Source organism: Pseudoalteromonas sp. MM17-2 (assembly GCF_022347945.1).
Taxonomy (GTDB): Bacteria; Pseudomonadota; Gammaproteobacteria; order Enterobacterales; family Alteromonadaceae; genus Pseudoalteromonas; species Pseudoalteromonas ruthenica.
This window is the reverse complement of the sequence record NZ_JAKRFV010000014.1, coordinates 42,818-65,772: the sequence shown is the minus strand read 5'-3', so window position 1 is coordinate 65,772 and position 22,955 is coordinate 42,818. Positions and strand designations below refer to the sequence as shown.

Annotated in this window: 23 protein-coding genes; 11 read left to right on the top strand and 12 right to left on the bottom strand. The window is 47.0% G+C overall.

The window, feature by feature from the left end; all coding sequences use genetic code 11:
- Nucleotides 1-79 precede the first annotated feature (79 nt).
- Nucleotides 80-2,662 carry a TonB-dependent receptor gene (locus MHM93_RS12410; protein WP_239449322.1) on the bottom strand — a complete coding sequence of 861 codons (2,583 nt, stop codon included), beginning with the start codon at nucleotides 2,660-2,662 and terminating at the stop codon, nucleotides 80-82.
- Between the two features lie 204 nt (nucleotides 2,663-2,866).
- Here MHM93_RS12410 and MHM93_RS12405 point away from each other — a divergent pair, with 204 nt between their 5' ends.
- Nucleotides 2,867-3,268, top strand: a complete 402-nt coding sequence (locus MHM93_RS12405) for a hypothetical protein (RefSeq protein WP_239449321.1) — start codon at nucleotides 2,867-2,869, stop codon at nucleotides 3,266-3,268.
- Between the two features lie 36 nt (nucleotides 3,269-3,304).
- Here the strand turns inward: MHM93_RS12405 and MHM93_RS12400 are convergent, their stop codons facing one another.
- Both MHM93_RS12400 and thpR read right to left on the bottom strand, forming a co-directional pair.
- Complete coding sequence (locus MHM93_RS12400; protein WP_239449320.1) at nucleotides 3,305-4,450, bottom strand: glycosyl hydrolase family 28-related protein; 1,146 nt, start codon at nucleotides 4,448-4,450, stop codon at nucleotides 3,305-3,307.
- Between the two features lie 124 nt (nucleotides 4,451-4,574).
- Nucleotides 4,575-5,108, bottom strand: coding sequence for an RNA 2',3'-cyclic phosphodiesterase (gene thpR, locus MHM93_RS12395; protein ID WP_239449319.1), 534 nt, complete (start codon nucleotides 5,106-5,108; stop codon nucleotides 4,575-4,577).
- Between the two features lie 72 nt (nucleotides 5,109-5,180).
- Here thpR and MHM93_RS12390 point away from each other — a divergent pair, with 72 nt between their 5' ends.
- Nucleotides 5,181-6,551, top strand: coding sequence for a leucyl aminopeptidase family protein (locus tag MHM93_RS12390; RefSeq protein ID WP_239449318.1), 1,371 nt, complete (start codon nucleotides 5,181-5,183; stop codon nucleotides 6,549-6,551).
- 38 nt (nucleotides 6,552-6,589) lie between these two features.
- On the opposite strand, the gene MHM93_RS12385 is transcribed toward MHM93_RS12390, so the two are convergent.
- Together MHM93_RS12385 and MHM93_RS12380 are read right to left on the bottom strand one after the other, a co-directional pair.
- On the bottom strand, nucleotides 6,590-6,967 hold the full coding sequence (locus MHM93_RS12385; RefSeq protein ID WP_053910792.1) for an STAS/SEC14 domain-containing protein: 378 nt from the start codon (nucleotides 6,965-6,967) through the stop codon (nucleotides 6,590-6,592).
- Between the two features lie 95 nt (nucleotides 6,968-7,062).
- Nucleotides 7,063-8,133: a ketoacyl-ACP synthase III gene (locus tag MHM93_RS12380; RefSeq protein WP_026111037.1), complete on the bottom strand. Its 1,071-nt coding sequence runs from the start codon at nucleotides 8,131-8,133 to the stop codon at nucleotides 7,063-7,065.
- A gap of 162 nt (nucleotides 8,134-8,295) precedes the next feature.
- Between MHM93_RS12380 and MHM93_RS12375 the strand changes: the two genes are divergently transcribed.
- The 4 genes from MHM93_RS12375 to MHM93_RS12360 all read left to right on the top strand — a co-directional run bounded on the left by MHM93_RS12375 (nucleotide 8,296) and on the right by MHM93_RS12360 (nucleotide 11,867).
- Nucleotides 8,296-9,603: an amidohydrolase family protein gene (locus MHM93_RS12375; RefSeq protein WP_239449317.1), complete on the top strand. Its 1,308-nt coding sequence runs from the start codon at nucleotides 8,296-8,298 to the stop codon at nucleotides 9,601-9,603.
- A complete protein-coding gene (locus MHM93_RS12370) occupies nucleotides 9,590-9,997 on the top strand; it encodes a nuclear transport factor 2 family protein (protein ID WP_239449316.1) in 408 nt (135 codons plus the stop codon). The genes MHM93_RS12375 and MHM93_RS12370 overlap by 14 nt, the downstream gene beginning before the upstream one ends.
- Before the next feature lie 87 nt (nucleotides 9,998-10,084).
- Nucleotides 10,085-11,362 (top strand): ATP-binding protein, encoded by a 1,278-nt coding sequence (locus MHM93_RS12365; RefSeq protein ID WP_239449315.1) that lies wholly within the window; start codon nucleotides 10,085-10,087, stop codon nucleotides 11,360-11,362.
- A complete protein-coding gene (locus MHM93_RS12360; RefSeq protein ID WP_239449314.1) occupies nucleotides 11,343-11,867 on the top strand; it encodes a response regulator in 525 nt (174 codons plus the stop codon). The genes MHM93_RS12365 and MHM93_RS12360 overlap by 20 nt, the downstream gene beginning before the upstream one ends.
- Before the next feature lie 61 nt (nucleotides 11,868-11,928).
- Here MHM93_RS12360 and MHM93_RS12355 read toward each other — a convergent pair whose 3' ends face one another.
- Nucleotides 11,929-13,956, bottom strand: a complete 2,028-nt coding sequence (locus MHM93_RS12355; RefSeq protein ID WP_239449313.1) for a TonB-dependent receptor — start codon at nucleotides 13,954-13,956, stop codon at nucleotides 11,929-11,931.
- A gap of 176 nt (nucleotides 13,957-14,132) precedes the next feature.
- On the opposite strand from MHM93_RS12355, the gene MHM93_RS12350 reads away from it, so the two are divergent.
- From MHM93_RS12350 to MHM93_RS12330, 5 genes are all read left to right on the top strand, one after another.
- A complete protein-coding gene (locus MHM93_RS12350; protein WP_239449312.1) occupies nucleotides 14,133-14,537 on the top strand; it encodes a DUF1761 domain-containing protein in 405 nt (134 codons plus the stop codon).
- A gap of 53 nt (nucleotides 14,538-14,590) precedes the next feature.
- Complete coding sequence (locus tag MHM93_RS12345) at nucleotides 14,591-14,842, top strand: hypothetical protein (RefSeq protein WP_022944456.1); 252 nt, start codon at nucleotides 14,591-14,593, stop codon at nucleotides 14,840-14,842.
- 88 nt (nucleotides 14,843-14,930) lie between these two features.
- On the top strand, nucleotides 14,931-15,209 hold the full coding sequence (locus tag MHM93_RS12340) for a hypothetical protein (RefSeq protein WP_022944455.1): 279 nt from the start codon (nucleotides 14,931-14,933) through the stop codon (nucleotides 15,207-15,209).
- Nucleotides 15,210-15,294: 85 nt separating this feature from the next.
- Nucleotides 15,295-17,286, top strand: coding sequence for a TonB-dependent receptor (locus tag MHM93_RS12335; RefSeq protein WP_239449311.1), 1,992 nt, complete (start codon nucleotides 15,295-15,297; stop codon nucleotides 17,284-17,286).
- A 17-nt stretch (nucleotides 17,287-17,303) separates the two neighbouring features.
- Nucleotides 17,304-18,680: an aldehyde dehydrogenase family protein gene (locus MHM93_RS12330; RefSeq protein WP_239449310.1), complete on the top strand. Its 1,377-nt coding sequence runs from the start codon at nucleotides 17,304-17,306 to the stop codon at nucleotides 18,678-18,680.
- 24 nt (nucleotides 18,681-18,704) lie between these two features.
- On the opposite strand, the gene MHM93_RS12325 is transcribed toward MHM93_RS12330, so the two are convergent.
- From MHM93_RS12325 to MHM93_RS12300, 6 genes are all read right to left on the bottom strand, one after another.
- Nucleotides 18,705-19,037 carry a carboxypeptidase-like regulatory domain-containing protein gene (locus tag MHM93_RS12325; RefSeq protein WP_022944452.1) on the bottom strand — a complete coding sequence of 111 codons (333 nt, stop codon included), beginning with the start codon at nucleotides 19,035-19,037 and terminating at the stop codon, nucleotides 18,705-18,707.
- Nucleotides 19,038-19,192: 155 nt separating this feature from the next.
- Entirely contained in the window at nucleotides 19,193-20,023 is an 831-nt protein-coding gene (locus MHM93_RS12320; RefSeq protein ID WP_239449309.1) for an immunity 49 family protein, read from the bottom strand.
- 149 nt (nucleotides 20,024-20,172) lie between these two features.
- Entirely contained in the window at nucleotides 20,173-20,793 is a 621-nt protein-coding gene (locus MHM93_RS12315; protein ID WP_022944450.1) for a hypothetical protein, read from the bottom strand.
- Between the two features lie 401 nt (nucleotides 20,794-21,194).
- The gene (locus MHM93_RS12310) at nucleotides 21,195-21,779 is read right to left on the bottom strand and encodes a hypothetical protein (protein WP_239449308.1); all 585 of its coding nucleotides are present in this window, start codon (nucleotides 21,777-21,779) and stop codon (nucleotides 21,195-21,197) included.
- Nucleotides 21,773-22,546 (bottom strand): ChaN family lipoprotein, encoded by a 774-nt coding sequence (locus MHM93_RS12305; protein ID WP_239449307.1) that lies wholly within the window; start codon nucleotides 22,544-22,546, stop codon nucleotides 21,773-21,775. Before MHM93_RS12305 ends, MHM93_RS12310 begins: the two co-directional genes overlap by 7 nt.
- 86 nt (nucleotides 22,547-22,632) lie before the next feature.
- Complete coding sequence (locus MHM93_RS12300) at nucleotides 22,633-22,926, bottom strand: hypothetical protein (protein WP_239449306.1); 294 nt, start codon at nucleotides 22,924-22,926, stop codon at nucleotides 22,633-22,635.
- Between the last annotated feature and the right edge of the window lie 29 nt (nucleotides 22,927-22,955).

The window sequence follows — 22,955 nt, the reverse complement described above, 5'->3', positions numbered from 1 at the left end:
ATACCGTGCGGCCTGTGTCGACGCAAGCATAAAAAAGGCGGGCTTTATGCCCGCCTGTGATGTGGTTAATGTGCTTCTATTAGAAGCTATAAGTCGCTTTTACGTAGTAATAGCCACCATTGAAACCAAACGGCGAGGTTTCATAGTACAAGCCACCCCAATTGTTATTAGGAATACCTGTACGGTCCTCGAAATCTAAAGGCTCTGCCTCTTGGTCGAAGATGTTTTGTGCACCCACAGATAGACCGATGGCTTCGGTGGGGTAGTAAGTCACCTCCGCATCAACTGTTACTGCGGCATCGGCCATTTTAGCTGTTTGGTCGAAGTCAACATGAACACCTTGGTACTCACCGAAGTAATTCACGCGCACAAAGCCAGAGAATGAATCCCATTGTTGTGACCAAGTTGCTGTACCACGATGATTAGGTAGGTCTTCTTCTAGGCGTTGTACTTTAAAGTCACCGGTAATATCACTGAAGCTGGTCACTTCAGTTTCATTCCAGTTGTACGCCAAGCTAAAGGTTGAGAAACCATCGAGTAAATCAGTGCTGTAGTTGGCTACAATATCAACACCCTCAGTGGTGGTGTCAAAGTCATTGGTGAAGAAACTGACCTGTGCAAGTTGGTCGACATTCGGCACACCTGCTTGTTTTAAGATGTCTTTATCTTCATCGCTAAGCACGATTTTTTCTGATTGACTGATACGGTCTTCTACATCGATGTTGTAGTAATCCATGGTTAGATAGAAATCACCGTTTTGGTAAACCGCACCGAAGGTATAGCTATCAGACTCTTCCGGCTGTAGTTCTTCACCACCGAGCTGAACCGCAATCGGGTTAGTTGGTGGTAACAGCGCCGAATCAACCAACACGCCACTGCTTAGGTTCGTTTGCACGTTACTAACGTTCGCTTGCCCCACAGTAGGCGCACGGAAACCAGTGCTTAATGAACCACGCAATGAGAACATGTCGTTAATAGTGTAATGACCCGTTACTTTGTAGTTAGTTGTTGAACCAAAGCTATCGTAGTCTTCATAGCGCAGCGCCCAACCCATTAAAAAGTTCTCAGTAAATGGTGTTTCGATATCAATATAGGCAGCATAGTTGCGGCGTGTGAACTCACCGGCTTGTGAAGGCTTAAAGCCAGGGAAGCCGTTAGAACCAATACTGAAGCCTTGCTCTGTTAGCGGGCCGATTTCAAATGAATCTTCATCGCCAGCGATCACGGTGAAGGTTTCTTCACGCCACTCAATACCACCGGCAACGTTGGCATCGTAATACAAGCCCCAATCAAAGGTTCGGGTGATATCGAAGTTAAATGTTTTCTCTAGCTGCTCGTATTTACCTGGTGAGAAATCGCGCGGTGTTTGCGGACCTAAAGAGGCATTTACGGTGTCATAGAGGAAGTAGCGTGAGGCGTTATAGCCCACTGAGCCACTGGCATCATAGAGCCAACCTTTGAGCCAGCCATCGCTAAACTCACCTTTCACACCTGCCGTGAATGAGGTGTCAACGATATTACCGCCGAAGTTTGGCGTAAAACCACCAGGAAGAATTTCATTAAAGGCAAAGCAATCAGGGTTATTGGCAACGCCATTAATGTACTCTGGGTTGTCCAGTACGTTATCGTCAATTTGGATATTGGTTGGGCAGTTGCCGCTCATATCGCCAGTTAAATCACCCACCAGCAGCGTTTCACCGCCATCATTGGAGTACACACCTGGGCGTGTATGCGGGTTACGATAATAGAAGCCACCACGAACATCACGCTCAGAATAGTTTCCGAACATGTAGAACTCATCATCATTGGTTAGCTCTAAGCCAACATTACCAAAAATGGAAATGTCGTCTTCAATCTCCGGGGTACCCCAAATTTGTGCTGGGTCGTCAATATCCGGCACGCCCGCCGCTGATAACGCAATCGCGTCAGCGCGCTGAGTACTGCGACTTGTCGCGTCAGCATTTTTATATTGGAAGCTTAAGTTAGCGAAGCCGTTATCAGTGAAAGGTAAACCAATGTTACCCGCAATTTGGGTGCTATCACCGTCGCCTTCGTAGTACTGCCCATGGCGTACTTCAAACGTACCCCCTTCGCTGGCATCTTTCAGCACGAAGTTCATTACCCCAGCAATTGCATCCGACCCGTACTGCGCCGCAGCACCATCGCGCAATACCTCTACTTGTTTCAGCGCGATGCTTGGGATCACTGAAATATCAGGGCCTTGTGCACCATCGTTAATACCACCGCCTAAAAATGCGATGACCGAGGCGCGATGGCGGCGTTTACCATTGAGTAAGACTAGTGTGCTATCTGAGGGGAGACCTCGCAAGTTGGCAGGGCGCACAAGCGTTGCTGCGTCACTGATAGGGTTACTATGTACATTGAATGATGGAACAGTGCCTTTAAGCACTTCCAACATATCGGAATTACCCACCTTACTAAGCTCTTCACCGCCGATGATGTCAACCGGAACAGGAGAACTACCGATAGAGCGTGGCGCAGCACGTGACCCTACGACGGCGATTTTTTCAATATTTTTCGTTTTTTCAGCGTTGCTCTCGTCTTCAGCAAGTGCATTACCGGTGTGTAGCAGCGCTACCGTTGATGTGGAAAGAAGTGCGCAGCGAACGGCTGCTTGCAGAGTTCTGTATTTCAACTTCATATTGTATCCCCCAGTTAGTATACAGATTTATGATTCTTTGTTGTCATTGTGTATAAGGTATCTATACATGTTGTTTACAATAGATTCAACACAACAATAACTTTTGTTACGAAATATTAGACCTAAGTGGGATAAAATCCATGGTGCTAGCGTCTAGGAGTTATCTGTGTGACAATCATTCAGTAACTACTTAGTGAAGACCTTATGCGCATCTATCGTTTATTCCATCGCGCTCCAATCCGCGTGCTGCTTATTTCTCGGCGGCGACAAAAATTGAAATTACGTCGCGCGATGGTGACGGTGAAGTGGGCCTTGGCGCAAGAACGCCAAGAAACAAAAGAGATGCTGGATATTTACCGACGCTACACGCGTGGTAACGCCACGAAGCATGAACTCAAAGTGGCGAATGAACAGTTTGTAGATATTTTAAAGGGGCTGGGTTTAGGCGTGTTTGCAATACTGCCATTTGCACCTATTACCATCCCCCTTGTTGTTAAAATTGCCAAGCTGGTAGGGGTTGAGGTGTTACCTAGCTCGTTCAGTCACCCTAAACCACCATCTAAGAATTCATCCCGCTGCGACGACAGTCCCCCTCCTCAGGACTAGTTTAGACACTGGCGTGCCCAACTAGGCGGCGCTCAGCTAACTGCCCGGTTGGGTGGGCAGGGCTGTGTTGTTGTCGATATACACATTGCGACTAAGGGGATCAATGTAAAGAAAATCGCTGTCCGGGGCGAGTTCATATTCGTTTCCAGAAATATGTACTCCATCGAAAGAAGCGTGATCAGAGTAGCTGTAGGTTCGCACAATATCACGCCAGTTAGTTTCCTCGGCGAAGTGGACTTGCTCAAAACGGTTATCGCGCACGGTCAACGCGTGCACAGGGCGCAGTTGCTCTCTGCCAAGGCTATTTAGGCGCAGACCAAATCGAGTGTTATGAATAAAGTTTTTCTCAAACATAATGTTATCCCACGGAATTTGTCGGGGAGCTTGAGAATTCGGGTATAAGTTCATTACAAACCCATCAATGTTCATAAAGCGATTATGAGCGACCCACAAATCTGAGTAGTAGCTCACCTCAAATGCGGTCTTGTTAATATCCCTAAAGGTATTGAACAACACATTCGCAGTTTGTGCTGGCGCACGAGTTGAAAGCTTAAGGGTACAACTCTCAAATTCATTGTCCAACACCACAATATCATTCACCCCTCCCACGTAAGAGTTTGTTTGTGCTTGTGTTGTTGTCACTTGCCGACACTGACTAAAGCGGTTGCTGGCGATCATGACTTCACGGGTATTGGTGGTAAAATAATCGGCTTCAGGCCCGGAGGTCACGCGCAAAGCGGCATCACCAAAGTTGTTAAACTCATTGCCGATAATTTTTACGTTTGTAGCTGAGGCGATATACACGCCTTGTTTGCCCCAGGTGCTAACTTGGTGACCGTTATGGAGTCCTTGAAAATGTAACGAGCTCAAGGTGAAGTCTTGCGCTGGCTTAACGTAAAGCAAGTATTCTCCAGAAAAGTTTGCACACTTTTTTAATTTACTCTGTGTAAAAGAGCGCAAAGTGATTTGCTCACTGTGTTGCAACACTAAGGTGGAGCACACATCGTAAGTGCCCTCAGCAAAGATAAGCGTGTCACCTTTGGCCAGTGAGTCGAGGGCGCTTTGTATCGCTACGCTGTCATCTTGTTGATCATCGGCTGTGGCGCCGAAATCGCCGACATGCACATTTTCTGCGTGGGCAACGAAAGAAAAAAGTAAAAGAAAGTAAATAAATCGCGTCATGATGGATCCTTGAAAATAGATAATTCAAAGTCGAGGTTCTGACTGGTAATGCGATGTAGGGAACCGGTTACCTTTAGCATAGTGTGCCATCCTTAGAGTCTCAATGTATTTGCTTAAAAGCACGCTAATACAGCGTAAAATGTTCAATCGGGCGATAGACCAAGCCTTGCTCATCACGGGTCGACTCAAACAATGTAAAACTATGCACTTGCATATCAAAAGCTGGCATCGGTTGAGCAACTGTGGGCATCGCTTTGCAGTTTCTTGCTAGGGTGATGTGGGGGCGATAGCGCCGGTGCGGATCTTCAATATGATGTTTTTGTGCTATCTCTTTGAGGTCATTGTGCAGTGTGAATAACGCATCAGGTGGTGAGATGGGGCGAAGGTGAAAAATGCCATTACTGGGCCACCAATCGATGTCAGCCACCTTTAAGTTAAACTTCCTAAGCTGCAGGGCTCTCACTTCTTTAATCAGCGCAGCCTCTGTATTCAAAGAGGTACAGCCAAGAAATAACAGGGTTAAGTGCCAGTTTCGTGGTTGCGTAAAGGCTTTATCGGCAATGACATGGTGTTGTAACCAGTGCGCGAGTGAAGACTTTGCCTCATTGCTTAAACCCAGAGCAAAAAACAACCGTCGGCTGGAAAGTGAAGACGCCATTACTCATCCTATACCAATTATAAGGCGAACTTGATATGCTGAATATTATCAGCAACCAACGATGAGTCTGCAATGAATCTTTTGGTAAATACGCCGCGTAAGGATAACGCGCCAATCCCTTTTTATGTTATCAATCAAAACAACTTAGAGACATGGTCTGAGCAACAGGACGACTTTACCCGAACTTGGGTATTGCGTTCACTCGGTGGAGGTCAAGGTCTATGTGTTGTACCAAATACCGACAATGGCGAACCTAAACTGGCAGTCTTAGTCAGCGATAATGAGCAAAGTGTGTGGGCCGCTGGAGACAGTGTGAACAAGTTGCCAGAGGGCGATTATCAACTGACTGACTGCGCCAACGAACGTGATATTGCCCTGGGTTTTGCGCTCGGTGGCTATCAATTCACCGGTTATAAACAAACGAATGCACCGAAAGCGCGTTTACTCATAACCGATAAGGCGTTGTTCAATGAGCTGGTAGCCAGTGTTGAGTCGACAAACTTAGTGCGCGATCTTGTTAATACGCCTGCGGCGGATATGATGCCTCAACACTTGAGTGAAGTCATGAGCGACTTAGCTGAGCGTTACGATGGCCAATTCTCACAGTGGATCGGTGATGAGCTATTAGAGCAAAACTATCCGACCATTCATTTGGTCGGTCGTGCGAGTGAAAACAAGCCGCGATTGCTTGATTTGCGCTGGGGTGATAAAAAAGCGCCCAAAATCACTTTAGTAGGCAAAGGCGTATGCTTTGACTCCGGCGGTCTAGATTTAAAGCCTGCGGCGGGTATGCGATTAATGAAAAAAGACATGGGCGGTGCGGCACATGTATTGGGCCTTGCTAATATGATCATGGCAGCTGGGTTGAACGTGCAGCTACGGGTGTTAATTCCTGCAGTCGAAAATGCGGTATCACGTAATGCGTTTCGCCCAGGTGATGTGGTTAAAACTCGTAAAGGCATTACCGTTGAAATTGACAATACCGATGCCGAGGGTCGCTTAGTGTTGTGCGATGCGCTTGATGAAGCGCAGCAAGATAACCCCGATCTTATTATGGATTTCGCCACCCTCACCGGCGCTATGCGAATTGCTCTTGGCACCGAGTTACCCGGTTTTTTCAGTAGCGATGATGACATCGCTCAGGCGTTGACAGAGGCTGGCTATCAAAGCCAAGACCCAGTATGGCGTATGCCACTGTTTGCTCAGTATAAAAACTTGTTGAAAAGCGATGTGGCGGATATGAGCAACTGCTCACAAGGGCCATTTGGCGGCGCCATTACCGCAGCGCTTTACCTGCAAGAGTTTGTTGCTAAAGAAACACCTTGGGTGCACTTTGATGTTATGGCGTGGAATGTGCGCGCACTACCTGGTCGCCCGGTTGGTGGTGAGGCCTTTGGTATTCGTGCTGCATACACCATGTTGCAACAGCGCTTTGGTAGCTAAGCAAAAAAGTTACACAAAAGGCCGCGTAAGCGGCCTTTTTAATGTTCAGATAACCAGGCGATTGCCGCGCGGGGGTCGTCGAAATATTTAACTTCGCCACTGACAAACCAATTTGCAACACTTGCTGCGAAGCTTTGCCACCGTTTATGGCCGTACAAGGCTATGCGTTTAAATTGCTTACGATGAATAACCCCTAACTTGAAGTCATCCCACATAGCTCGTGTCGTAAAACCGTCTAGCTGACTGGCGTCGATGAAAACATCGACAATGGGCTCGTCAATATCAGCCAAGGCCGAAGCGAATAATGGCGTCAGTAGTTGATAATGCTCATGATTCAACGTACCGGTCAGTACTAAGGCGATATAGATGCGCTGTTGGTGGCGCTCTATATCTACTTTCAAACCGTCTTTAGCCATAACACTGTTCCTATATAGCTTACGCTCAAGGTAACCATAGCGGCATTTATGAAAGTTTTAAAGTAATTGGGCCACCATTGCAGCCCATAGTCGCGTTACCCTTGTTGGCAGGCCGTTACCGCCTCGGCAATGAGCTCTAACCCAGTTTGCGAGCACTCAGGTAACGCCGCTTGACTGTCACGCACTGGAGTTACACGCTCACCCCACTTTATGTAACTGGCTGCCCATGTCAGGCCAGCGCCGAAGGCGGCTGACATGATATTCGCGCCAGGTTTGACCATCCCTCTTTCTACAGCCTCACACAAGGCAATGGCAATGGTTGCTGCGGAGGTATTGCCGTATTCATCGATATTAACCATCACTTTGTCATCGTCTACTTTTAAGCGCTGTTGAATTGATTGGATAATTCGTAAGTTCGCTTGGTGTGGTACTAATACATCGATGTCATCGAGGCTAAGTTGTGCCTGACTCAACACATCGTCGCAGGCTACACTCATGCCTTTGACGGCACGTTTGAAGATTTCCGGGCCAACAAAGTTTAAATCAGACCCGCCAATGGTCTGGTATTTATTCACGTTGGTGCCAAAGTTACTAATATGCAAAATTGAACGGTCGCTGCTGTCACAGCCACTTTTGCTCGCGAGTAACCCTAATGGTTGCTCACTGGCTTGCAGTACCACCGCACCGGCGCCATCGCCAAATAACACCGCACTGTCACGCAGGGCCCAATTGACATACCACAGCATGCGCTCGGCGGCGACTACAACAGCGGTTTTAATCATGCCGGCCTGGATTTGAGCCGTGGCCATTTGCAGCGCATATAAAAAACCAGAGCAGGCGGCGTTACTGTCACAGGTAGCGGCCCCTTTGGCGCCTAGGCGTTGTTGTACTTCCGAGGCTGTGTTGGCGACCATGGTACTCGGTGTGCAAGTGGCAACCAGCACGAGATCAAGCTGCTCGGCGTCAACGCCAGCACAATCTAACGCGCGTTGAGCGGCCACGGTTGCAAGCTCGGCAGTGCTTACGTGGCTAATATGGCGGGCTTTAATACCGGTGCGAGAGCTGATCCACTCATCTGAGGTATCAACCACGGTGGCAATGTCATCGTTAGTAATGCGTGCTGGTGGGATACATTTGCCCCAGCCAGTGATCTCTGCATAGTGCATAAAAATTCCTAAGGTTGCTGCGTCGGACGTTTGTTTATTCATCTGGCCCGATCTCTTTGCTATGGCAACTTTATACCAAAATGCAGCGTTTTGGTCGAGTTATACTGGTTTGCACCGGCAAAGTATGTTCAGGTAAAAGAAAATAATAACCAAGGAAAAACAATGAAACTCATCACATGTGCAAGCTTACTATTGGCGTTATCAAGCGCAAGCGCTTGGGCGCAAAGTACATTGATTTATGCCGGTAAAATACTCCCAGCGGCCAATGCCGATGTTCTTGAGCGGCAAACCCTGGAAGTAGTAGACGGACGTGTCCAGGGCATTCATGAAGGCTATGTTAGTGCTCAGACATTAGGCTTGGCCGACGCGCATATTATTGACCTTAAAGAGCAATTTGTAATGCCGGGGCTGATAGATTTGCATGTGCATATTAGTTTTGAACGTGATCCCCAGGCTGACCCTGAAAGGTGGTTGAAGGAGGTCGAGGCCGATCAGGCGTTACGTGCTACGCAGTTTCTTGGCAATACCCTCAACGCGGGGTTCACTACCGTACGTGATTTGGGCAGTTATAACGAGGTGATTTTTCCGCTGCAACGAGCAGTAGAAAGTGGCGTAATACAGGGGCCACGTATTATTGCTGCAGGTGAGGCGGTGACTCCAACAGGTGGCCACGGTGATTTACATGGGTATAGACAAGAGGTGCTTGATGCGTTTGCTCCACGCATGGGCGTGTGCAATGGTGCCGATGATTGCACACGGGCGGTGCGCGAGATTGTTAAAGCCGGGGCGCAAGTTATCAAAATCACGGCCACTGGCGGGGTATTGAGTAACACTCAAGCGGGGCTCAATCAGCAACTGACCGATGAGGAAATGAAGGCGATTGTTGATACCGCTCATAATCTTGGTCGCCCTGTGACAGCTCACGCACACAGCGCCCAGGGGGTTGCAGCTGCACTTCGCAGCGGAGTCGACTCTATCGAACACGGCTCTTATGCCAGTGACGAAACAGTGGCGCTGTTTAAAAGTACGGGTGCTTACTTAGTGCCGACATTGTTAGCAGGGATCTCTGTGAGTGAGGAAGTGAAGCACAATCATAAGGTTCCTAAGGCTATTGTAGACAAGATAACGCAGGTTGCCCCGGTGGTGAAAGCATCATTCCAACGGGCTTTAGATGAAGGCGTGAATATCGCATTTGGTACCGACTCAGGGGTATCCCGCCATGGAAATAATGCTCGCGAATTTGCGTTGTTAGTCGAGTATGGTATGTCGCCCCGTGAAGCGTTGGCGACTAGTTTAGAACAAGCACCTAAGCTATTGAATATGAGCAAGGAAGTTGGCAAATTACAAAACGGATACTACGCTGATGTAATTGCTGTTGCGCAGTCGCCATTAAAGGATATTTCGCAACTAAGCGCAGTGACCTTTGTCATGAAAGAAGGGAAAGTCATCAAACATCATGAGCAAGATTAAAGCGCAAACGTTGGCGCAACTGATTGAGTTAGAAAGAACTTTAATGAGTGAGGAGGTGCGCAGCAATGCCTCGCGATTAAATGAGTTGCTTGATGAACGTTTTATCGAGGTGTCGTCCGACGGCAGGCGCTTTGATAAGGACAATGTGCTGGCTCGGCTACCAAAAGAGCAAGCCAAGGGACGAAAACCCACCTTTCACAATCAAGATTTTGAAGGGCGCATGCTGTGCGCTGATGTCGCCCAGCTTTCTTACCGAGGTGCGCTTAGACGCATCAAAGGAGGGCAATGGCACTACTCTGTAAGGATGTCGATATGGTGTCTAAATAGCAACCAAGATTGGCGTTTAGTTTACCACCAAGGCACGCCTTGTGAGGCCTTCCAGTTAAGCCGGTAACGTCGCCGTAGTCACCCACTCAGAGCTTTTCTCAGCGCCAGAATAACGATAGACTTTCGTTATTCATCACCTCTTAGCGCTGTTATTTTGGACCTGCTATTACAATCCAGTATTCGCCGTGTGTTATTGCTACGCAGTGTCGCCATTGCACTGCAGTTACTGGCGGTGCTCATTGCTTACTATGTGCTTGATTTTACGTTAGCACTTTTGCCGCTGTTGAGCATCATCGCCGTGGAGTCGCTATTTCAGCTGCTGAGTGTGGTGGTGCTACGACGACGCATCCACAGTCGCGCACCAGTGGGTGCCGCCACCGTAGTGTGGCAATTATTAGCTGATATCCTGTTTTTAACCTTGCTGCTTATGCACAGTGGTGGGGCGACCAATGCCTTTGTGTCGTTGCTGCTGTTGCCGGTTATGATTGCTGCTGTGACCTTACCTGGGCGTTTAACGGTGTTATTAACCGTGATTGCAATTGCTGCTTACTCGGCCTTAGTAATTATGATGCCATTGCATCATCAAGGTGAGCATGGCATGCAAATGCGCCATCATTTTATCGCCATGTGGATAAACTTCGTACTCAGTGCAGTTGTGGTCGCCACTTTAGTCAGCGCATTATCTCGCACTTTGGCAAAACAACAGCGCGCTATTGCCCAAAGCCGAGAAGAGCAGCTTCGCGCTGAGCAGCTTGTGTCTTTGGGCAGCGCTGCAGCGCAAGCGACCCACCAATTAGCCACACCGCTTGCAAATTTGGCGTTGTTGCATGATGAAGCAAGGGAGCTAAGCGCCGACTGTTCGACGTTACAGCCTGTGGTTGATGATATGGCGGTGCCTTTGGCACAGTGTCAGCGGCAGTTGGATTTGTTTCGTGCTCGGGCGCAGCAGCTGCGTGATGCTCATGAAAGAGCGCCACATTACCAGCCGCTATTACAGCTCGTTGATGAGATCCGCCAAGCCTTCACGCTGAATTATCCGTCTCAGCAACTGCATTGCCAGCTCCCACATCAAGGTGAACATATTGAAATTATTAGTGACCCATTGTTGAGCGCCGCTGTGATTAACGTATTGGCCAATGCTGTGCGGGCAAACGAAGAGGTTGGGGCAGAGCGTATCACTATTACCATTCGCGACTCTGACTCTGCTCTGCATTGGCGAATTGAGGACCAGGGCCGAGGGTTTAGCGCTGAGATGCAGGCCTCCTTGGGCAGCGCAGTGATAGCGAGTAGCGATGGTTTTGGTGTGGCGCTGTGGCTAACCAACGCCACGATAGAGCGCATTGGTGGCACTTTGGCATTGGCCAACAATGAACACGGTGCATGCATTGATATCACTATTCCTAAGAGGCGCTATGAAGCTGTTACTGATTGAAGATGATCTGGCCTTTGCGCAAACACTCATGCGGCGCCTAGAAGCGCACACCCAAGCGCAGGCTCATGCTGATTGTGTGCAAAGTGCCCTGTTTCAAGCACGACAGTTGCGCCCCAGTCACATTATTTTGGATATGAATTTAAATAATGAGTCTGGACTGCAGCTGCTTGCACCGCTGCGCTCTTTGCTGCCGAGTGCGCGCATCATATTGCTGACTGGGTTTGCCAGTATTGCCACTGCTGTTAAAGCAGTGAAGCTCGGCGCTGATGATTACCTCGCTAAGCCTGTGTCTATGGCACTTTTACTGGCCACTCTGGAGGATGATATTGTGCATTCACACGTTTCGCACGACGATGAGGTCATGTCTCCTGAGCGTTTGGAGTGGGAACATATTCAAGCGGTGTTGACGCGCAACAATGGCAATATTTCGCAAACAGCGCGTCAACTCAACATGCACCGACGGACCTTGCAACGTAAGTTGCAGAAAAAACCGGTGGCAAATTAATCTTGCTGAGGAGGCTTTAGCAAAGAAAAAAGGCCATTAACAACGTGGCCTTTGGTAGCTATCACAAAGAGAAACTAATGCCCAGATGGAGAGTGCGGCCCAGTGCCTGTAAACGCTGTCCTTTATCTAACTCACGGCCATCAACACGGTTTATACCGTTAAGATGCGGCGCATAGCTATGATCGAACAGGTTGTTAACCGCTGCATTGAACTGCCAATGGCTGTTGATATCATAATCTACACTCACATCAACAACACCATAGCCGGGTGAGCTCAGCTCGTTGTTATAGTGCGACACATGCGTTTGCGACTGGGCGAAGCGCCAACGCGCAGCCACTTGGTAATCATTGGCATAGTAATGGGCACTCAGTTGGCCGTTAAGTGGGCTGATACGATAGAGATCGTCGTTTACCTCATCCCTGCGTTTACCACGCACATAACTAACCTGAGCATTAACTTGCCACTGACGAGAGAGTTGATACTCGGCGCTCATATCAGCCCCGTAAAGGTGAGCATCAATATTACTAAAGCGAAGCGCGCCTTGCCCAGACATCATCATCGCCACCATATTCACCACACTGTCTTCACTGGGGGTGCCTTGGATGTAATTATCGATACGTTGATAAAATAGCTGAGGCTTTATCGAGAGCCGCTCATTGGTGTATGACCAACCTAAATTCGCCTGGTACGCCGTTTCAGGTTTAAGGTTGATATTACCGACATAGGTTTTACCATCCGCAAGGCCCCCGGTTGCTTGCATGGGAAGCCATAAATAACGCGCTTGATAGCTTGCAGCCCGCTCTTTGATAGCGACACCGTAACTGAGGTCTGAGTGTGAATTCAACGTATAGCGATTATTGATGACCACATCGAAAGTGGTATCACTGACGCTTTTGTCTGCATCATTAAAACGAGTTTGTAAGGTTGCAACCGCTGGCATCATCATGGCCATGGTGGAGCTTACCTTATCGGCATCGGCAACATTGTATTTCAACCGTGCGCCTACTGTTGTGTTGAGCTTGCGGTGGCTAAAAGTGTACTCGGTGAATAGGCTATGGCGGTCATCAGCAACATTATTTAAGTTTTCCACGAAAAACGCGTCATTGTTTGGATTACTGATGTCCGCATCATGACGGTTGATACTGCCATCATAGCCCCATAGCCAAGCCCCTGTTTGTATGTGGGCAAAGAGGCTGGTACTGCGCCCTAAAGCCAAGGTATAACGTGCTTTTTGTGCGGTACTGAGGGCGCGCTGTTGGTAGTTATCCATACCATGCTCGCCATCTTGAAAGCCCACACCCCATAATAGCGTTGTGTCACTGATTTCGTGCTCACCCGATACCTCAAATCGTGTGGTGTCGATGTAATCAATATCCATAGGCAGCGCGGCTGTGCCGCTTTGTTTGGTATCGGTACGATGAATATTGGCGAAGAGGCGCCCTTGATTTAGGGCCGACTTGGTAAGCACACCATACTGGTGACGCTGGTAATCACTGTTCGGAATTGCACCTTCCTTGGCGTCTTGCTCATTACTGTTACGCGTATCTGCGTAGGCAAGCCAAGCAAATTGGCTATTGCCAGCGCCCCCAGCGAGGCTAGCATTGAATCCTGAGCCATTATCTTGCGCATTGATGCGGCCATTTACAGTCAATGGGCTATCGAGCTCAGCGCGGCGCATGTTTACGTCAATGGCCCCGCCAAGCGTGTCGATACCGGCACTGACCGGGGCAATACCGCGATAGATGTCCATGTTCGCAATGATGATGGCGGGGGTGTAACTGAGCGGTGTATCCATTGAGTTGGGGCCTGCACCACTAAAGTTGAGGCCATTGCTGGCAACATTAATGCGCTGGGCAAACATACCTCGGTATTGCGCTAACCCTGTTATCGGGCCATTTTTGTTTACACCCGCACCAACAACACCATCGAGCCAATCGGCCGTGTCGGTTGCAAACTTTTGTGCCGGTATTTGCATTAAACGGGCACCTGTATCATGGTGTTGCGAGTGCACGGTGATCACTTCCATGGCTTGACTATTGACTGCGAGAAGTGCGGTGATGGTTGCGCCAAGGGCTGATTTTATCTTCATAATATCCACTGAGAATTGAAAAGCATGTCTGAATTTTCAATTGCTTAGGGACGAGGTGCAATAACAAACCGACACAGTGCGGCAATATGTCGCACTCCAGTGATCAACGCACGAATTTTGCTGGTACGGTGTTCGCGAGCTACGCTTAGTAGGGTGTATTATTTGTGAGCCACGCTATGAATTTTGCAGATTTTAATTTTATCGCGGTGCTAATTGCAGCCCTTGTCACGTTTATCTTAGGTGGCGTGTGGTATTCACCACTGATGTTTAAAAATGCTTGGTTAGATGGGTGCGGGTTAACGGACATAGATTTGCAAAATGCGGCAATGGGAAGGGTCTTTACCATCGCCTTTATACTCTCTCTTTTGGCTGCTTTTATCTTTGCGTTATTTTTAGGCCCTCGGCCCGAGCTCGGGTTTGCGGTAGGTGCAGGCTTTGCTGCGGGTTTAGGGTGGGTGGCTACGTCCTTTGGGATTAGCTATGTTTTCGAGCAGCGACCTCTAAAGCTGTTTTTAGTTAATGCCGGATACCATACTGTGCAGTTTACCTTGATGGGGCTTATTCTGGGCTTGTGGCATTAGAGCATCGCGCCTGACAATGGTAGACTAGGCTGTGTTGTCTTAAGGGAGGGAGCATGGCTAAACCGAACAAAAAGGGCCCCGTTCGCACCGTGAATATTCATTGTTCGCAGTGCCGCACTAAACTCTACAAATACCGCAAAGGCGGCAAGGGCGCGCTTATTAAATGTTTTATCGAGCGCATAACTGAGGACTTCACTGAGCAGCTCGCCACCTGTCCGCAATGTCAGCAGGTTTTCGCACGAGAGACTATGATCAGGGGCACCCCCGCATTGAAAATGATCGGCCAAAAAGTATTTATGAAATAAGCCTGCAAGAGATACGGGCATTTGTCCTTAAAGTGTATGAATGGCCACTGTTAAGCTCACCCGGTTTGGTTTTCATCTGGAGTAAACAATGGATATTTTGTTCGATGTTATTGGCATGTCGGGCACCTTTTTAGTGGTAGGTGCATTTTTTTTGTTGCAGTTGAATAAGCTGCCTGCAACTGGCTTAGGTTACAACCTAATGAACCTATCAGGCGCCATTTTATTGTTAATAAGCCTTTGTTATAACTTTAACTTGGCCAGCTTCGTTATCGAAATTTTCTGGATAGCGGCGTCACTCATTGGTATCTATAAATACATTAAAGCGCGTAAAGCCAGTAAGCTTTCAGCAGCGCATTCCGCCTCATAAACACACCTTGGCGTGAAACTTCATTTGTTTTTATGTAAATATGGTGTAATTATTTAATTTATGAGTGATTTACACCGTATGTGCGATGTTCCGTTTTTGTTTCTATTTTACGCTCGTAGGCTCGTTTGTCTTTCCAGCCTTGGCTGAACAAGCGAGCAGCGATGAGCTCTTTTCTCTAAGCTTTGAACAACTGCTTGATGTTCAAGTAGATATCGCATCAAAAAGTGCAGAAAGCCAATCTCTGGCCCCTTCTTCGGTGACCTTATTTACCCGCCAACAAATTGCCCAGTTGGGTGTCCACAATGCTTATCAATTAATGAATTATGTGCCCGGCATGCAGCTGACTCGGGGCGACTGGGTCGGGGCCGTGCCAAAAGAGCATGCACGCGGTGTGCATTTGGACAGTGGCAATATTCTGGTGATGATTAACGGTGAGCGCTTAAATGAAGTTTCCTTCGGTAAGGCCTCAGTGTACACACCTTATATTCCGGCGCAGTTAATTGAAAGAGTAGAGTTTATTCGCGGTCCTGGCTCTGCATTGTATGGCAGCAATGCGTTTTTAGGGGTGATGAATATTATCCTAAGTGACGATAACAATGCCTTGAGTGTTGGCATAGGTGAGAATGCTCGCCAGCAATTAACAGGGCAGTGGCATCAAGCGACGTCACTAGGGCAATTCTCTGCTAATATCGCGGTGGAAAAAACCAATGGTCAAGATTACGACGTTGCCGATAATGTTCGTGACCCACTGTATTCTGTTTTTGCCAATACCCAGTTTAGTACCGAGCGCTTAACCATCAATGCGCGCTATCAGCGTACTGAGCTGAATGAATTCTTGAATTTAGGCGGGTACAGCCCTGATAATCGTCATCGCAGTGATAATTACGCCGCCAGTGTTGCCTATCAGTGGTTGCAAGGCGACCACGATTTGTCCTCCCAGTTGAGTTATGCCGAGCATCATATTGAAGCGCAAGGCTTAGTAGAGGGCCTTAATCTACCTGAAAACATGCCGTATTTTGTTGGTCCTAACTGGCAAAGCTCTGAGCTTAAGTTTGTCAGCGATTATCAGCATCAGCTTCATGCCAACAGTATGTTATTTGCAGGTGTTGAGCTGCGCCGAGACGAACAAACTCAAGCCGGCGTTGTGACCAGCTATTTCAATGACCAATCAGGCTTTATTGAGCTCAATAGTGAGTATTATGAAAACCCTTCGCGAGTACTGAGTCGCTATCGTGAGTTCAGTGATTTAGAACATCGCTTTGATGCTCAAGCAGGCTATGTGCAAGTGAAACAACAGCTTCCAGATTTTGGGCTCACTGCCTTTTTCGGGGCGCGCTATGATCATGTCAATGGTATTGATGCACGTTGGTCACCACGAGCCTCGCTTATTTACGAGCTGCCCAGCGGCGACATTCGCCATGTTTTAAAAGCGCAATACGGCGAGTCGTTTCGTACTCCGGTCACCAATGAGCTTTACTCTAACGATGATATCACCTCAGGTAATGCCAATTTATCCTCTGAAGTGATCAAAACAACCGAGTTGGTGTGGTTAGCTCAAGGCACACAGTGGAAAAGTGAGGTGGTGCTGTTTGATAACGCCCTAGAGGATTTTATTGATTTGGTGATGGTCAACGAGCAGCAGCAAGCTTTTACCTTTGCGAATGTATTCAGCACCACTATGCAGGGTATTGAGATGAGTGCTCAATCGCAGCTAGGCCAATATAGTGATGTGCAAATCAATTATACCCAGCTATTTGATGATCCCATTAGCCCAAGCTTTAAGCGCTTTGCCAGTGTGGCGGTGAATATGCAGCTTGAGACATTGACACTTAGCGCGAATGCCCTGTGGCGCGATAGTGTTGAAGTATTCGGTGCTAATGATAAGCGCTTTTATCAAGATGCGTATGTGTTGCTCGGCGCAGCGCTGCATTGGCAGATGGATGAACATACACGGCTGAGCTTAAAAGTAGAAAACCTTACCGATAAAGATTACGATACCTTCGATGCGCGCGTGTTTGATGGCCGCGTACCCGGGTACGGACGTCAGTCCAGTCTAACCTATACTTATCAGTTTTAAAGAGCAGGGATATTCTAGTGAGCGAGCAGTTGTGTGTGCTTGATAAGGTGTTTTCGCAGTTTAAACAAGCCCATGAACAAGAGCCAATAATGAGTCTTGTACAACGCAAGCAGGCGCTATTAGCGCTGAAGCATGCACTACTTGATGCACAAGAGCCATTGATTGCAGCAGCCAGCGAAGATTTTGGCTATCGCGAGCGTTTTGACACCTTGGTGAGCGATATTCTTCCTACGATAGAGGTATTGGACTACTGCCGTAAAAACCTCGCTAAATGGGCTAAACCGGAAAAGCGCCAGGGTGGTTTTGCGCACTTTCCCTCGTCATTACACGTACATTATGAGGCCAAAGGCGTGGTGGGCGTTGTATCGCCTTGGAATTATCCAGTGAATTTGGCGTTATCGCCCCTTGCTTTTGCCCTTGCAGCGGGTAATCGAGTGGTAGTGAAATTGAGCGAATATACCCCTGCTGTGAATCAAGTATTAAAAACATTGCTTAGCTCTGAGTTGAAGCGATATGTGGCATTCATTGAAGGAGATGCACAAGTAGGGGCCGCGTTTAGCGCTAAGCCTTGGGATCACCTTGTGTTTACCGGCTCTGGTCATATCGGCAAAAAGGTAATGCGCAGCGCTGCTGAGAATCTCACACCGTTAACCCTAGAGCTCGGCGGTAAGTCGCCGGCGGTGATGTTGCCTTGTGCGCAGGTCAATCATGCGGCAACCCAGATTGCCTTTGGTAAATCGACTAATGCTGGGCAGATATGTGTAGCTCCGGATTTTGTCCTTTTACATACCTCACAATTAGATTCTTTTATCACTTGCATCAAAGCCGAGGTGGCGCAGTTAGGCCACCGCCCAACGAAGGTGATTAATCAGGCTCAGGCTAATCGCCTAAAGGCGTTAAAAGAGGATGCAATCAGCAAAGGAGCCAAGGCGTTGGAGCTCATTAATGGGGGGGATCAACATGTGTTAACCCTGCTTTTAAATGTCGATGATAGCATGCGTGTTTGCCAAGAGGAGATCTTTGGGCCGTTACTGCCTATCCAAACTTATGAGCATGTTGAAGACGCCTGTGCAGCGTTAAAAGCGCAGCCCAAACCATTGGCATTGTATTTGTTCGCGACCAAGCGGGCCCATTGGCAAAAAGTGAGTGAGCAAGTACAAAGTGGTACGTTGGCGGTGAATGACACCCTCATGCAAGTCAGTGCAACTGATTTACCTTTTGGCGGGGTAGGAGCATCGGGATTTGGCCAGTATCATGGTATTGAGGGGTTTTATACTTTTTCCCATGCGCGCTCGGTTCTCAAAACACCCCATTGGTGGCCGCGTGCGAAGTTGTTGTTACATCGCTCGCCTTGGTTATTAAAAATAGTGACTTGGCTTTACTTAAAAAAATAGGAGGGTTACCCCTCCTAAGCGTATTTATAGCTGTTTAATTTCGATATCAATCACGGTGTTATTCTCTACCATGACCCATTCGCGGAAGGTTTCGTAGCCGGGTTTACTCACTTCAACCTCATATTCACCAGGTTGCAGCTCTATCCCATCGTGGTATTTCGGACGAATATTCATAATTCTTACGCGTGAATCCGAAGGGGTGGTATTCACGGTTAACTGCGTGATCTCAGGCTTGACTACCTCAACAACTTGCTCTTTTGGCTCGGTATTAGTCTGTGGCTCAGCAGGTGCTGGCGCTTGGGTATTTTGACACGCTGCAAGCATTAAACTCAGGGCAAGGACAGATAGCTTTTTCATGGATTTTCCTTAACTGTGGCTTCACTTCCTAGTAGGTTCGTACGAACTTTCAGGGATCTCTTCGTTAATGGTTTAATTTTAGATACAGCTGCGCACTGTAGCTTACTCACAGCGATATAGTCAACGCAGTTGAGATAAATCCAAAAAAATATACGCTAACTAACAATATAAAAACGTGGCATAAAATCGGTATCAATATCTACACTGCGGCCTTGGTCTTGCACTAAACAGGCTGTGCCTAAAAGCTCAATAGGCATGTAGAAGTTTGTGTGGGCATGGTCGGTGTAAAGGTGCTGACCTTGGTATTGCCAATAGTGATTTAATGCACCTAGGAAGGTCTCATCTAGATCAGTTGCTTTACTGATCAAGGCATTATTAATCAGGCTTAATTTTGCATTGGTGCAATGTTGAACTAGCGGGTTAGTGTCGGCGGCAATTTGCTGGCTCAAAGCGATGATTTCTGGTTGCGAGACCTCTTCTCCCAACAACACTTTTTGCAGCAGCTCGGCCAACATAAGCTCAACCTCCGGGCACACGGCACGGCTCTCTCTTAAGTGAGACAAATCAAACGCTAACAGTGAGGAAAGGGCATCGTGGTCGCGTACTGTGAGCGCACAAAAGATGGCTTCTTGCCAATTCTGTGCATTGATCCGGCCTTGTTCAACTAGGCCGACGCCGTTGTACTGGGTGTCGTGCTGTTCACCGTTAAATTCTAGCTCCACAATACGTTCAGGGTCGTTCGCGAGGCTAAATAATAGTGCATAGGCCTGCGCACAGTGAGCAATGGCTTGCTTCGCCTCTGCGTTGTGCTCTGGGCTTTGCTCATATGAAAGGTACTGCGCTAAAGTGAGTGCGTGATTAGCGAGCCACATCAGGTTATCGCGCTGCACATGCACGAAGTTAAGGGTGTCTTGGTACTTTTTGCGGCTGGTGTTTATCTTCTCGTCAATTTCAGAAATTGTAGTAGGGCGCTCAATGTTTAGCATGACATATCCTTGTTCGGGAGTGAACTTATCCTTAAGCCACTATTGTAAACAACACCATCGCACTAGCGCAACTGTACTTTAAATAGCAAAGGCTCTTTTAGCCATCAAGTAGGTAATGACCGCAAGAGCCTTTATCGGGGGCGTGTTAGCTATCTTGGTAAGTTTTTACTGAGTTTTTTATTCTTATTCATTACACCCGAGTAATAACCGTGCAGTGCCTCATTTAATTGCCGTTCGCAGCGTTTAAGTTGTTCACTTTGTTCAATAACTTGCATGCTCAGTTTTACTTTTTCTTCACGCAGGTTTTTTACATCAATACTTTGGCTATCTAATCGACTTTGTAGTTCATCAACTTGACTGTTCGACGCTTTAAGTAATTCATGTAATTCTTTATTGCGCTCTTGTAAGTCACGGCAATGATGCTTCATTACATGCTTACTGGTGCTCGCTTCCTCAAGTTGCTGTTCAAGCTCGGCCATTTCAATTTGCACATCGCGTTTGGCCTGCATTTGCACTTGTTGCATCTGCTCTGCCATTTTATCCATGTGCGCAAGGGCTTTTTTATTTAATGATTCCGCTTGGTTTATCTGCTGAACTAAAGGGGCATGAGCTTGTTCTAGCTGTTTAATTTGCCGCTCTTTTTCTTGTAACAGTTGCTTGTAAAGGTGCAGTTGCTCACTCAGGGAAGGCTCGCCACTACTTTGGCCAATAGGAGTTACGGTAGCCTGCGGCATAGGTTCAACTGGGGTATGAAAGTCTGAGTGCGCCATTGTCTGTCCTTGGAGTTCTTATATGTATTGGTCAAACTTTAGCAAATACAGCCAGTAAAAATTTGATCTATATCAGGTCCAGACCCGCTGAAGACTTTGCTCAGCAAAGACTTTGATCTAGCGCAAATAATGGGTGAGGTAATGTAAGGTTTGGCTCTGAGTGCACGGGCAAATACAAGCTATATACTTATGACGATAGAGCAGACTTATAGATTTACTATTTGGGTGACTACTATATAAACGCTCAGCGATAAGTCGTGTTTAGGTTATCTCTTTGTGAATGCTTAATTTAGCGCCTGAAATAATGAAATGCGTATTATTTTAGCTGTTAAACTAAGTGTACCCTGCTAGCTAAGCGTTTATCACGCCACACTAGCAGGGGAACGTGCTTCATAAAAAGTTTAGAGCTCGTTTGAGGACAAATGCTGCTCAGCAGATTCCAGCTGTCTCTTAGCATACTTTTTCTGAAAGTTTGATTGGGTATGTTTTAGAACATGTTTAGCGTGGATAGCTACTTTCTTCCAGTTTCTTTCTTGTATATATAAATCTGCCAACTTCATATGGTTTGCAGCAATTTGGTTAGGGGTAAAACTTTTATCTAAGACCAATAACTCCTCACGAAGTGCTATTGCTTTAGCGATATCCTTTTTCACAAATTGGCCTGACCCATAAAGCCAAGCTAACGTAGTATAAGCGCTAGGCTCTTTATTTTTTAGCCTTTCTTTGGCCTCTGCTACCAGCCTAGTACCGTCACCTGTATGCAAACTTATAGGTACCAAAGCTGACCAGTAACCCATCTCATAGGCTGTTTCACACCATGCTTCTAAGAGTTCTGGTGCATTTATTAAACTTTTATGGCACTGCTGCGCAGCCACTTCGACGGTGAGCTCAGGGTCGTCAATCTTGATAGAGTGATCCCAGCGAGGGCCCGCAGCTGTTACATTGAGAGAAAATACAATAGGTATCAACACTAGCTTTTTTACCATGTAAGCCCCCTATTGGCAGTGAGGCGTTTTTCTGGAATATGTACAGTAAAAGAGGGAACCCTCGAGTCTACATAAGCACCTTTTCTGACAAAGTACATTTGTGATAATGGTTCTTCCTCACTTGATTCGCCCTCGCATGCAGTCAGGGTCGAACAGGTTAATCCCCCTACATAATCGATAATTCTTATTTGGCTAATATTCAAAGTAAGCATTAGCTCATCGATTCCTAAGTGGGCATCGCTAGCTTTAAAAGCATGATAGCGATGCATGAAGGCGACGATTTTAATATTTTTGTCACTCTTTAATTTGTTAGCAAGAATATCTGCCCACAAGTCGTTCCTGCGAATATGAGAGTCATCACACTTATTTGCGGCGGCTTTTTCCCATTCGCAATTTTTATCGTATTCGTCCATTAATTCGTAAGGAATATCTAGAGGTAAAATTTTCATCCCTAAAGAGTTAGCGGTTTTTATGAGATCAACATAACCTGTTACAGAAGCTATATTCCAATTCCAGTTTTTATCCAAAAAGTTTTTAATTTTTTTCAAGCCTATACCTGTACGCTGATAGTGATCTATTTCCTCTTTTAATTTAATAGGAAGCATTTCCATAGCAAAGTAGTTGATGCCTATAGCCTTTAATTGCTTGAGAGCCTTTATAGCTTCATATTTGTAGGACATAGGGCTATGGCTAGATTCAGCAAGTAAAACTAATCGAGCATTACCCGCCATCTTTCTGTAATCTACATCCTTGTTTATTTTATTCATGCTATTTCCTTATATAGTTATCACTTACTTATGCCTTCCTGAAGTAAATTTAAGGTTGGCACTTTCTGTGGTCTTTTAGTTATTGTTTAATCAAAATCCTCAATTGCTGGCAGTGTACTTTTACTTTTGTCGTTGCAAAGCCAGTATTGCTTGTTATCACCTTGGGTGAATGTCACCGAGTACTCTTGGGTTAGCGTTCCAAGCTCTTCACTGTGATAGTCGCTGATAACAACCTTATTTTCATCGTAACTAAAATGCATACTGTGCTCCGAAACCAACGCACGGTGGTAACTCGACTTATTGACGCTATCAGCAGTAGACCCGATATCGAGCTGTAATTGTGGGTGCTCAAATTGGGTGAGTGCATAGGTATTACCCATTTTGCTTGCAACGACATAAATTGGGGCTG